This is a genomic window from Ferdinandcohnia salidurans (assembly GCF_042680725.1).
GTDB classification, from domain to species: domain Bacteria; phylum Bacillota; class Bacilli; order Bacillales; family Bacillaceae_L; genus Ferdinandcohnia; species Ferdinandcohnia salidurans.
Map to the genome: position 1 here is coordinate 242,360 of NZ_JBHUEK010000010.1, position 11,613 is coordinate 253,972.

Here is an 11,613-nt window from a genome sequence, read left to right on the forward strand (position 1 = left end):
ATATTATTTGTTACCTAGTTTACTCTATAACTATCAGAAAGTAAATGTTGACTACATGATGAAATGTGTATATGATTATAAGTAGTATCGATAACTACATGTAATGGTATCTTTAATGAATTCAATTAAAATAGATGAGCGGTGATAAATATGAAAATTGTATGTTTTGGTGATAGTTTAACTAGAGGTGTTTCTTTTGTGAAAGGTCGCATGCGAATCTTAAAAGAAAATTATCCTGCGTTTTTACAGCAATTTGCTTCTGATCACATCACTGTTATAAATAAAGGTGTCTTTAATGATAATTCCGATTTATTGTTGTCCCGAGTTGAAAAAGATGTGATTGACGAACACCCTGATTACGTAATCATTAATATTGGTGGCAATGACTGCAATTTTAAATGGGACGAAGTGGCGAAGAATCCTGAAGATGAGCATCAGCCAATTGTGCCAATTGAACGCTATATGGATAACCTGAAAAAATTAATTCAACGAATCCAAGAAACGAATAGTACTCCAATTTTGATGACCTTACCACCACTTGACCCTGTTCGGTATTACAAGCTACTTGCTCAAACGTATGGCAGCTCAATCAGTCATTGGATTAGTCTTCAAGGAGGCATCGAGCACTGGCACGGTCTCTATAATCACAGCTTGAATAGCTTAGCTGAGCAATTAAATGTCTTGAAAATTGATGTGCGTACAGCCATGAAACATGCTGGGAACCTGAATGATTTTATTAGTGATGATGGGATTCATTTGACAGGTGAAGGGTACAAAACAATGAGTAGTGCCATTTTCTCTTCTTTAGTAAAAACAAAATAAAAGGAATATGCCACTTGTATAATAGGTGGCATTTTTCTATTCAAAATGGAATACAACAAGAGTAATGTGAAAAACTGTATATCAATGGACATAAGCAAATAGGAAAGCTAAGATAAAAACATGAGAATGAGTAAAGGTAGATGAAAACAAATGAACTATTATAAATCTGATTACATACTTACGATGAAGGATATTGTTCGTGAGGGACATCCGATTTTAGCTGAGAAAACAAAAGAGGTTCCAGTGCCGATTGCAGAAGAGGACAAGGAATCACTTATTAGCATGATGAATTATATAAAAAACAGCCAGGACCCTGCGCTTGCAAAAAAGTACGGTTTACGACCTGGGGTTGGCTTATCTGCAAACCAAGTTGGTCTCAATAAGCGGATGTTTGTCGCCTATTTTACAGACTTTGATGACAAATTGCATGAATACCATGTAGTGAACCCGAAAATTGTGAGTCATTCGGTATCCATGACTTATTTGCCAGAAGGAGAAGGATGTCTATCGGTCGATCGACCGGTAGAAGGCTATGTTCCTAGGTATGAAAAAATTAAAGTGAAAGCATATGATATCAATGGTCAGGAATTTACTCTTCGTTTAAAAGGCTATGCCTCTATCGTCTTTCAACATGAAATTGACCATCTAAACGGAATCATGTTTTACGATCATATCAACAAACAGAATCCATTTAAGCTTCCAGAAAACGTAGAAATCAAGAGCCTCTATTAATACAATTGGTAATTCCAAAGAATTTTGGAGGGATAGGCATGAAATATAATTTTGATGAATCAATCAATCGATTGCAGACGAACTCAATAAAGTGGGATGAGGTAGAAAATTTATTTGGGGATAAAGAGATGCTTCCGATGTGGGTAGCAGATATGGATTTTAAATCGCCACAGCCGGTCATCGATGCCTTAATAAATCGCGCTGAGCATGGAATTTATGGCTATACTACAAGACCTGACGCCTATTATGATGCAACAGTTGGCTGGATGAAACGTCGTCATAATTGGACGATTGATAAGGATTGGGTTACTTTTTGCCCTGGTGTAGTCCCAGCATTACATATTATTGTTCAAAACTTTACAAGCCCTGGCGATAAAGTCTTAATACAGCCACCTGTTTATTATCCGTTCATGAGCGTAATTGAAAAGAATGGACGGGAAATCGTCAATAATCCGCTACAATTTGAAAATGGTCGTTATACCATGGATTTTGATGACCTTGAGAAAAAAATTGATTCAAATGTAAAAATGATTATTCTTTCAAATCCACATAATCCGGTTGGACGTGTGTGGACAAAGGATGAATTGACAAAGTTAGGAGAAATTTGTTTGAAGCACAATATCCTTGTGGTTTCGGATGAAATTCATTTTGACCTCGTTTATAAAGGGAATGTGCATACACCATTTGCTGCGATTTCTGCTGAATTTGCTGAGCATTCTATTACATGTACGGCACCTAGTAAGACTTTTAATCTTGCGGGGTTAAAAACATCAAATATCATCATTCCGAACAAAGAGTACCGCGAGAAATTTACGAAAGCCGTCGAGGACGCCTTCATTAGTATGACCAATACATTTGGAGTAACCGCCCTTATTGCTGCCTATGAAGAAGGGGACGAATGGCTTGATCAACTCATGGAATACTTACAAGGAAACCTAGATTTCCTTAAAGAATATATTCATACCCATATTCCAGAGGTAAAAGTAATTGAACCTGAAGCAACTTATCTCGTGTGGCTGGATTGTCGACAGCTTGGCCTAGAAGCCAAAGAACTAGAGCATGTCATTCAAAAACAAGGTAAAGTCGCATTTGACGAAGGCTATATTTTTGGAAAAGAAGGAGAAGGCTTCACCAGAATCAACATCGCTTGCCCAAGAGCTTTATTAGAAGAAGGCTTGAAACGATTTAGCCGAGCAGTTAAGTATAGGTAAAGAAAAAAGCTTGAAGGCCATTAAAAACCTTCAAGCTTTTCGTGTTTAGTATTCAGGATTAAATGTTTCCTTTTCCTTACGTACTAAGCAAAGGATTCCTGCAATGAGGTATAGAATACTTGCAATAATGGAGATTAAGAATGTTGCAAGTGTGGTAAGTACAGCTACTACAATTAACAGAATTCCTGCTGCTTTTGGATGCTTATTCCCTTTAAGAAGAAATAACGATACAACTCCGAGTATGATGGCTAAAATACTAACGATAATGAAATACCAGCCACCGGATGTTACCATATCTGTAATGATGCCCATATCGACTCCTTCAAGAGTTGGATCTTCAGCAGCGATGCTCTCCATTTCTTGTGTGAACTCATTATTGTCACCAAGACCTACAAACATAAATCCAAATAAAGTTAAAAATACAAAGAAACAAGCTCCAATAATCGTTAAAACAAATTCACCAGTACGTTTCATTCATGGTTCCCCCTTAAAAAATGTTTCCTTTTGATTGTACTATACAGTATATAGTATGCAATCCGATTTTCTTCCTAATCCTCTCCAAAAGTGGAATTAGTTTATTTACGAAAAAAGAGAAAAAAGGTTTCAAAAATGGTGTAATTAATTTTTCAGGTGAAATATGCATATAAAAATATTCCTTTAATACGTATTATTACAATCATGTTAAAGGAATATTAAAAAAATTTTGCAAACTGTAGACAATTTATGTTAACCTAGAATTATAGGTGTTTAAATGGTAAATATACCAAATTAATCCAGGTAGTAGTTTGGTAGTAAACCTCGTTCTAAGAGGGTCTACATAAAAAATAAATATTTAGGGGGAATGCAAATGCTGAAGAAGTACTCATTTCTAACTTTGCTGCTAGCATTGGTTTTACTCATTGCTGCATGTAGCAGTGATAACACGAATGGTGACGACAAGGATGAAGGAGGCGATAGCAGTGCTGAATCTGGGACAATCGATCTTCTCATGGGTACAGGTAGCCAAGGAGGGACCTATTTTCCACTTGGTGCCGAAATGGCGAATGTTTGGAACAAGAATATTGACAACGTGAACGTAACATCAACTGAATCAGGTGCTTCTGTAGAGAACCTTGCAAAAATTTCAAATGGTGAATTTGACCTTGGAATGACAGTTAATTTACCTGCTTATAATGCGCTTAATGGAACTGGTGATTTTGAAGGTAAGAAAGTTGAAAACTTCGCATTTATTGGACATATTTATCCAGAAGTTCTTCAAATCATTACACGTGAAAGCACTGGTGTTGAGACAATTGCAGATTTAAAAGGAAAGAGAATTGCGATTGGACCTCCAGGAAGTGGAACGCAAACTGCAACAAAAGCGGTCTTAGCAGCTTATGGGATCAACGATGGCGATTATGAGGCATACCAAGAAGGATTCGGTGATGCAAAATCGAAACTACAAGACGGTACTATTGATGCTTCATTCGGACTACTTGGCCTGCCAGATGCAGGTATTGACGAGCTTCAAGCCTCAGTTGGCGATGTGAAGTTCTTAGAGGTAACAGGTGATGAATTAACAACGGTAGAAGAAACAAGTGGATACACTGGCTATACAATTAAAGCAGGTTCTTACGAATGGTTAAAAGAGGATGCGAATGTTGTATCCGCATACGCTGTTCTTGTTGCAAATACAGACACAGTGAATGATGAATTAGCTTACCAACTTGCAAAAGTCATGCTTGAAAAGGCAAGTGAAAATACACATGCTCAAGCAGCCCACATGACAAAAGAAAACGCACTTAGTGGATTAGGAGATTTACCAATTCATCCTGGTGCAGAAAAGTACTATAAAGAAATTGGAATACTAGATTAATAGCTTAAAAGAAGAAGGGCTTAACACTATGTGTTCTAGCCCTTTTTTTCACAAGGATTACTTTTGTTAATCCAATCCAATTAATCGTGTTAAATAAAATAGATTTCACAGGTGGTGGTAAGAATGAAATGGTGGAAGAAAAAGGAGATGAGGGATTCGAACGAACCTACTCAAAATAAAGAAAGTGTATCGGCAGAAGAGATTCTAGAAAAATACGACCGGGAAAGTACCTATCGAAGGAATCTTGGGAAATGGAAATGGATTGTTCTCATCTTGGCTGTTGGCCTGACGGTATTTCATCTTTATACAGGGTATCGCGGTGCCTTTGAAGCTCGAATTCAGGGTCCAATACATTTAGGGACAGCATTGGGATTAATCTTTCTGTTATATCCAATTAAAAAGGGACTTCATCGTAAGCAAAAAGGAATTCCTTGGTACGATGTGATCCTAGCCATTATTTCACTAGGTGTTGGCTATTATAATGTTATTTTCTATGAGGAATTGGTGTCAGAACGGATTGTATTCGGATATACAACTCCAGACTTTATTGTTGGAACACTAGGAGTATTACTTGTTCTTGAAGCGGCGAGAAGATGTGTTGGCCTTCCGATTGTCATTGTATCGAGTGTGGCCATTCTTTATGCATTGTATGGAAACTTGATTCCTACGAAACTATTTGCTCACCGAGGTTTCTCTTGGAATACATTGGTTACTGATTTGTATTTAACGACAAAAGGTATCTATAGTACACCAATCCAAGTTTCCTCGACATTTATTTTTCTATTTTTATTATTTGGTGTCATGTTAATTCGAACTGGTGTCGGACAATTCTTTAATGATATTGCGTTTGCGATCACTGGTCGGTTTACGGGTGGTCAAGCAAAAGCAGCAGTCGTAGCAAGTGCCATGCAGGGGATGGTTTCTGGTAGTTCTGTAGCAAATACAGTTGGTTCCGGTTCGTTTACGATTCCAATGATGAAAAAAGCAGGCTATAAACCAGAGTTCGCGGCAGCAGCTGAAGCCTCAGCATCAACGGGTGGTCAAATTATGCCTCCAATCATGGGAGCAGCCGCATTTATCATGGCTTCCTATACAAATATCCCATATAGCCAAATTATGTTGGTTGCAATTATCCCGGCTGCCCTTTATTTTCTAGGCGTATTCTTTGGTGTTCACTTCGAATCAAAAAAGATTGGAATTGTGGGGGTTCCCAAGGAGACTTTGCCTAAAGCAAAGAAGTTAATGCTTGAACGTGGCTACCTATTGCTGCCTCTTATCGTTATTTTTTACACATTACTGACAGGAAAGACGCCAATGCGTGCTGCATTGCTTGCGATTCTAGTCTCATTTTTAGTGAGTCTTGTTCGTAAAGATACAAGAATGTCGTTAAAAAGTGTTATTAAAACACTTGAGGAAGGTGCAAGAGTTGCTTTGCCGGTTATCGCAGCGTGTGCGTCTGCGGGGATTATTGTTGGAGTAGTTGTTCAAACAGGTCTTGGTGGACGTATTGCTGATGGTATTATTGCGTTGGGTGGAGGAAGCTTAATCCTTACTTTGTTCTTTACCATGATTGCTTGCTTAATCCTTGGAATGGGTTTGCCAACAACAGCAAACTATGTTGTTACAGCTACAATGGCTGCTCCCGCATTAATCCTTGGGTTAGATGTACCAGTACTCGCGGCTCATATGTTTGTCTTCTATTTTGGAATCGTAGCAGACATTACTCCGCCGGTTTGCTTAGCCGCCTATGCTGGGGCTGGCTTAGCAAGGGCAAATCCATTTACAACGGGAGTAACAGCAACAAAACTTGCGACAGCCGCATATATAATTCCATTTATCTTTGTCATCAATCCGCAAATGCTTTTAATCGACTTCAAGGTTCCATTCTTGGTCATATCTGTCATAACGGCGATTATTGGTATGATTGGTATTAGTACAGCAATGATCGGATTCTTCATACGTAGGGCATTTGTATGGGAGCGAATCATTCTATTCGCCGCAGGCCTAAGCCTTGTATCACCAAGTATTTATTTTGGAGCTGCAGGTGTGATTGGATTATTAGCTATTTTATTTATTCAATCTCGCCGTCCAAAAGAAAATATTCAAGCACCAACGATGTCATTCAATTAGTTTATTACCACCCTTTTTGAAAAGGGTGGTTTTTTACTGCTAAATGTTGAGGTGAAAATGAGTTCTCTCTAAATAACCTATTTACTTCAGAGTTTGTCCTACATTATAATGAAATAAATATTTCTTAAATTTATATTATGAAATATAAATTTCAAAAGAGGGGGCTGTTCAATTGACATTGTTTCAATCCAACCAAGGTCATATTTCTGAAAAAATGATGGGGTCTGAAAATTTATTTAAGTATGCAAAATCTGTAATTCCTGGAGGAGTTTCAGCAAACATAAAATACTTCGCACCACATCCCATTTTTATGGACAAAGGGAATGGGAGTCGATTAATTGATGTAGATGGGCATGAATATATTGATTATTTATTGTGCTATGGAGCCCTTCTACTTGGCCACGGTCACCCAGAGGTTACGGCTGCTGTATATAATCAATTGGCCACAGCAGGAACAGCAGTTTTTGGGGCTCCACATGTATTAGAAGTTGAAATGGCAAATAAATTAATTGAGCATTTTCCGGGTATTGAAATGGTCCGCTATACGAATTCTGGATTAGAGGCTACATTATTAGCGATTCGATTGGCACAAGCTTATACAGGAAAAACAAACATAGCAAAATTTGAAGGACATTATCATGGAGGCTATAATGAGGTTTTGGTAAGTGTGAATCCAACCATTGATGAAGCGGGTAATGAGAAGAAGCCGAACTCTGTGCCAGAATCGAAAGGGATATCAACACATAACGCCGAAAATACAATTATTCTACCTTTTAACAACTTAAATGCAACGGAGCAAATATTGCGACAATACAAGGATAAAATTGCAGCTGTTATTATTGAACCTGTTCAAGGTGGATTTATTCCAGCTGAAGAGAGTTTTATGGATGGACTTCGAAAACTTACAAGGGAGTTGGGTATACTTTTAATTTTTGATGAAGTAAAAACTGGTTTTCGCTTAACTTTAGGAGGGGCACAATCTATTTATGGAATTAAGCCAGACCTTACAGCACTTGGAAAGGTATTGGGGGGTGGCTTTCCTGTTGGAGCCGTTGGTGGTCTCCAAGAGATTATGGAGTTAATGGCCCCTTCTAAAGGTGGAGATATATTATCTGCAGGCGGAAAGGCTATAAAGAAAGATCATGTGCTATTTCATAGTGGAACCTATAATGGTCATCCAATTGTATTGGCAGCTGGATTAGCGACGATTAAAGTTCTTGAGAAAGATAATGTGTACCCAGGATTAATTCAAAAAACGGAAAACCTTCGTTCAAGCCTCGAAAAACTTTATCAATCATATGGAATGGAAATGCAGACTGTTGGGATGGGAAGTATTTTTAATATTGTTCATACAAATCAATCAATAAAGAATTATCGAGACTTACTAAAAGCAGATATGAAACTTCGTGAAAACATAGATTATGAGCTTTTAAAATTGGGGATCTATACAAAGCCATTAAATCGTTATTCAATGTCTATTGTGCATACAGATGAAGACATTAAAGAAACTGTCAGAAAGCATGAAATGGCAATTAAGATAGTGAAAGGAATCGATTCATAAGATGCAAGAGGTGTACCAAAATATAACGAATAAATTACCTGAAATGAGTAAATCACAACGGAAAATTGCAAAGTACGTATTGGGAAACACGGAATCTGTACCATTTTTTACTGTAGGACAGCTAGCAAAAATGGCAGATGTTAGTGAGGCAACTGTTGTTCGTTTTTCCACGTTTCTTGGATATAGTGGGTATCCAGAATGGCAAAAAGACATGCAGGATTCTGTAAAAAGGCAGCTTACCACAGTAGAACGTCTAAAGATTACTGAGGATATTTATGATTCAGAGGACAAAGCCGTTTACGAAATGTTTCAGGAAGAAATAAACCGAATTCAAAAGATGGCAGACCAATTTGATATAACGGCATTCCATCAAGCAGTCGAGGCTATAATTAATGCAAAACGAATCTATATAGTCGCAAATCGAAGTGCAGTTTCTCTAGGCTCTTTTTTAGAATTTTACTTAGATTTATTATTCGAAAATACAGAGTTAATTAGGAACCCGAATGGTATTTCTGAAAAGTTATTCCGAATAACTGAAGAGGATATTGTAATCGGACTGAGTTTCGCTAGATATACAAAAAATACAATTGAGGCAGTCTCATTTGCCAAAGACCGCGGTGCAAATGTAATTGCTATCACAGATACGCGGCTTTCTCCCTTGATTCCTTATGCTAATATTGTTCTTTGCTCGCCAAGTGAGATGCCGTCATATATTGATTCATTTGTTGCTCCGTTAAGTTTACTAAATGCTTTATTAACAGCAGTTGGTCGAAAGAAGCGGAAAGAAATTGAAAGGCATCTTACCGATTTAGAGGAAGTGTGGGAGAGGTTTCAAATTTTTTATGGGTAAATCGAAACGACGTGCGAAGGGCACGTCGTTTACTTTGAATGTTTTTGTAGTTTAATCCGATCAACCGTACCTGGTGGCTCTTGAATCCACCTGCGGTTGACCATTATATCGAATCCTTTAGCAGCGTAAAGTAAAATCTCACCGATCGTTTTTGAGTAAAAAGCAACCAAATCTGCCCTCATAGATATTCCCTGTGCATGCCCAATTAAAGTAATGTCGATTCCGTTGAGAGCATGAAAAAGTGAAACAATGAGCTTATCTGAAAATGGAGATACCGTTGAACCCGTTACCTCCATTGGAATGGATGTTGTTCCCATAAGATTTTCCTGTTTCAGAAGGTCATTAATAAAAGTAATTTGTTTTTCTGATATTTTTTTTCCTTCACTAATAAAGTCAAAGATTTCCTTGTCCTTTACGACTTGAAGGAAACCCGTGCAAAGAACAATTGCAAAAAAGTTTCGTTCCAAATTAAAAAACATATCCGTGATTTCCAAAACATTTAATGGCCTCTTATCCCCGATTAACTTTGTTAAATATGTCTTTTTTTCTATATACTTATTTTCAGTAGGATAGACAACCATTGGGGGACGGTCATATATTCCTTTTTCAAGCATTAGCTGGGTTGCTTCATTATACTGAGTTAAAGCATCTGATAAGCATTTAGAAAATAATGATCGAATATCCTCTCTAGCCACATTTGAAGCGATAAAGCTAAAATTGATCATATTCATTCGACTCATTGCATAAACAAAAGTTAAAGAAAAAGGGTCATAAAACAATGGCGGTGCCGATAGGTTTATATCCTCATCGGAAAACTCATCCGGTATTGGAATTTTTTCTTCTGAAAATATTCGCTTTATTTCTTTCATTTGCCCACTATATATTTGAAAAGATTCTTTTAATAGTGGTTTAATTTCCTCATCTTTTAAGTGGTGAAGGAAATATTTAATCAAACAAATCGTCATACTAGCCTGTATAAACGTCGTCCATAATCCACTGATTTCAGCACTGGATAAACGAATATTATGTTTCTTCATAAGGCACCCTCCCCAATACTTCATATATGGGTAGTATTGGTTAAATGAAAATTTCTATTCTTTAACAATTCAACCTTCCATGTAAGATAATAATTGTTCAAACTCTTCGTTAATGGATTTAATCTGCTCGTAGCCATCGTCCGTTTTGTTTGTATCCCCATTTGTAATCCCCTGGAGCAGTGTATTCATGCCTTCCATATATCTTTCAATTGACGCTTGAATGTGAATTCGTAACTTTTTCAAACTTTTATTACTCGGTTTACCATCTAGCTCAATTAGATTATAAATGTACATCGCTTCCTCATTAGCGATTTGCATTGTTTCAATTGCTGCCTCTAATTCATCCTCTTTTTTCATTTCTTCCAAAAGCATATTTAATTCCCTATTAAGTTGATTAAATTTTTGTACATGGCTTTGAAGGCTATCTAATATAACCTGATCCTTTTTTGAAAGATTCTGGTCAAGGGCATTGTATAAATCTGAAGCGGTCATAGAAGGTGAGGAGCATCCTATTAATAACGCGATAAAGATGAATAGTAGAATGATTTTTCGAATCATATTGACCCTCCCTAGTAACGTATATAAAAGGATATGAGACTTGTCCTTGTTATATGCTTGGGGTTTGACAAATAGATTCTAGTATATTATCTTCAATTAAAGATAATTTATCATTAACTATTATTAAGGTCTCGTTAGGAGATACTAGAAATAGCATTTCTTTTAGGAGGGAATACGATGAAGCATATTTTCCGTGAAGGTAAAGATAAAACAAAACCAACTCTTCTGTTATTACATGGTACAGGAGGAACTGAGTCGGATTTATTGCCATTAGCACCACATATAGATGAAGATGCATCCGTATTAAGCGTGCGTGGAAATGTATCTGAAAATGGCATGCCACGCTTTTTCCGTCGCTTAGCCGAAGGGATTTTTGATATGGAAGATCTTTTTTTCCGTACAAAAGAATTAAATGAGTTCCTCGACGAGGCTGCCACAACTTACTCATTCGATCGAAATAATATTGTTGCAATTGGGTACTCAAATGGAGCAAATATTGCAGGAAGCCTACTGTTCCATTACAAAGATGCCTTAAAAGGAGCCATTCTGCACCATCCAATGGTACCAAGAAGAGGTATAGAATTACCCGATCTTACGGGTACACCTGTCTTCATAACAGCAGGTAAAAATGATCCAATTTGTCCAGCACAGGAAACCATTGACCTGCAAGACCTTCTGCAGAAAGTAAATGCAGATGTCGAGGTACATTGGGAAAATAATGGACATATGCTAACTGGCACAGAGGTTGCTGCAGCAGCGAAGTGGTATAAGAAACACTTCTAAAATCGGGTGGTTTCAGTCTCACTGCGTGTTAATCTAGTGGAATTGCGTTATAATAGTTTTATACATCAAAACAA

Annotated in this window: 11 protein-coding genes; 8 read left to right on the forward strand and 3 right to left on the reverse strand. The window is 37.3% G+C overall.

Annotated features, from left to right (window positions below; translation table 11 throughout):
• Positions 1-150 precede the first annotated feature (150 nt).
• The 3 genes from ACFSFW_RS08490 (at position 151) to ACFSFW_RS08500 (ending at position 2,765) form a co-directional block, all read left to right on the forward strand.
• Positions 151-822, forward strand: a complete 672-nt coding sequence (locus tag ACFSFW_RS08490) for an SGNH/GDSL hydrolase family protein (RefSeq protein WP_388037164.1) — start codon at positions 151-153, stop codon at positions 820-822.
• Between the two features lie 150 nt (positions 823-972).
• Positions 973-1,554 (forward strand): peptide deformylase, encoded by a 582-nt coding sequence (def, locus tag ACFSFW_RS08495; RefSeq protein ID WP_388037167.1) that lies wholly within the window; start codon positions 973-975, stop codon positions 1,552-1,554.
• 38 nt (positions 1,555-1,592) lie between these two features.
• Positions 1,593-2,765: a MalY/PatB family protein gene (locus tag ACFSFW_RS08500; protein WP_388037169.1), complete on the forward strand. Its 1,173-nt coding sequence runs from the start codon at positions 1,593-1,595 to the stop codon at positions 2,763-2,765.
• A 45-nt stretch (positions 2,766-2,810) separates the two neighbouring features.
• Here ACFSFW_RS08500 and ACFSFW_RS08505 read toward each other — a convergent pair whose 3' ends face one another.
• Positions 2,811-3,239, reverse strand: a complete 429-nt coding sequence (locus ACFSFW_RS08505; RefSeq protein WP_099352613.1) for a DUF4064 domain-containing protein — start codon at positions 3,237-3,239, stop codon at positions 2,811-2,813.
• 373 nt (positions 3,240-3,612) lie between these two features.
• Here ACFSFW_RS08505 and ACFSFW_RS08510 point away from each other — a divergent pair, with 373 nt between their 5' ends.
• The 4 genes from ACFSFW_RS08510 (at position 3,613) to ACFSFW_RS08525 (ending at position 9,161) form a co-directional block, all read left to right on the forward strand.
• Positions 3,613-4,620 (forward strand): TAXI family TRAP transporter solute-binding subunit, encoded by a 1,008-nt coding sequence (locus ACFSFW_RS08510; RefSeq protein ID WP_388037172.1) that lies wholly within the window; start codon positions 3,613-3,615, stop codon positions 4,618-4,620.
• Between the two features lie 123 nt (positions 4,621-4,743).
• On the forward strand, positions 4,744-6,750 hold the full coding sequence (locus ACFSFW_RS08515; RefSeq protein ID WP_388037175.1) for a TRAP transporter permease: 2,007 nt from the start codon (positions 4,744-4,746) through the stop codon (positions 6,748-6,750).
• A gap of 172 nt (positions 6,751-6,922) precedes the next feature.
• Complete coding sequence (locus ACFSFW_RS08520; RefSeq protein ID WP_388037178.1) at positions 6,923-8,311, forward strand: aspartate aminotransferase family protein; 1,389 nt, start codon at positions 6,923-6,925, stop codon at positions 8,309-8,311.
• A 1-nt stretch (position 8,312) separates the two neighbouring features.
• Complete coding sequence (locus tag ACFSFW_RS08525) at positions 8,313-9,161, forward strand: MurR/RpiR family transcriptional regulator (protein ID WP_099352616.1); 849 nt, start codon at positions 8,313-8,315, stop codon at positions 9,159-9,161.
• A 29-nt stretch (positions 9,162-9,190) separates the two neighbouring features.
• Here ACFSFW_RS08525 and ACFSFW_RS08530 read toward each other — a convergent pair whose 3' ends face one another.
• Together ACFSFW_RS08530 and ACFSFW_RS08535 are read right to left on the reverse strand one after the other, a co-directional pair.
• Positions 9,191-10,198, reverse strand: a complete 1,008-nt coding sequence (locus ACFSFW_RS08530; protein WP_388037180.1) for a DUF3231 family protein — start codon at positions 10,196-10,198, stop codon at positions 9,191-9,193.
• 69 nt (positions 10,199-10,267) lie between these two features.
• On the reverse strand, positions 10,268-10,756 hold the full coding sequence (locus tag ACFSFW_RS08535) for a hypothetical protein (RefSeq protein ID WP_388037182.1): 489 nt from the start codon (positions 10,754-10,756) through the stop codon (positions 10,268-10,270).
• 177 nt (positions 10,757-10,933) lie between these two features.
• Between ACFSFW_RS08535 and ACFSFW_RS08540 the strand changes: the two genes are divergently transcribed.
• Entirely contained in the window at positions 10,934-11,539 is a 606-nt protein-coding gene (locus tag ACFSFW_RS08540; RefSeq protein WP_388037185.1) for an alpha/beta hydrolase, read from the forward strand.
• Positions 11,540-11,613: the final 74 nt, after the last annotated feature.

Excerpts from the sequence above, each read along its gene's own strand:
- ACFSFW_RS08515 (WP_388037175.1), top strand. The coding sequence starts at position 4,744 with ATGAAATGGTGGAAGAAAAAGGAGATGAGGGATTCGAACGAACCTACT.
- ACFSFW_RS08505 (WP_099352613.1), bottom strand. The coding sequence starts at position 3,239 with ATGAAACGTACTGGTGAATTTGTTTTAACGATTATTGGAGCTTGTTTC.
- ACFSFW_RS08530 (WP_388037180.1), bottom strand. The coding sequence starts at position 10,198 with ATGAAGAAACATAATATTCGTTTATCCAGTGCTGAAATCAGTGGATTA.
- ACFSFW_RS08500 (WP_388037169.1), top strand. The coding sequence starts at position 1,593 with ATGAAATATAATTTTGATGAATCAATCAATCGATTGCAGACGAACTCA.
- ACFSFW_RS08540 (WP_388037185.1), top strand. The coding sequence starts at position 10,934 with ATGAAGCATATTTTCCGTGAAGGTAAAGATAAAACAAAACCAACTCTT.
- def (WP_388037167.1), top strand. The coding sequence starts at position 973 with ATGAACTATTATAAATCTGATTACATACTTACGATGAAGGATATTGTT.
- ACFSFW_RS08525 (WP_099352616.1), top strand. The coding sequence starts at position 8,313 with ATGCAAGAGGTGTACCAAAATATAACGAATAAATTACCTGAAATGAGT.
- ACFSFW_RS08535 (WP_388037182.1), bottom strand. The coding sequence starts at position 10,756 with ATGATTCGAAAAATCATTCTACTATTCATCTTTATCGCGTTATTAATA.
- ACFSFW_RS08490 (WP_388037164.1), top strand. The coding sequence starts at position 151 with ATGAAAATTGTATGTTTTGGTGATAGTTTAACTAGAGGTGTTTCTTTT.
- ACFSFW_RS08510 (WP_388037172.1), top strand. The coding sequence starts at position 3,613 with ATGCTGAAGAAGTACTCATTTCTAACTTTGCTGCTAGCATTGGTTTTA.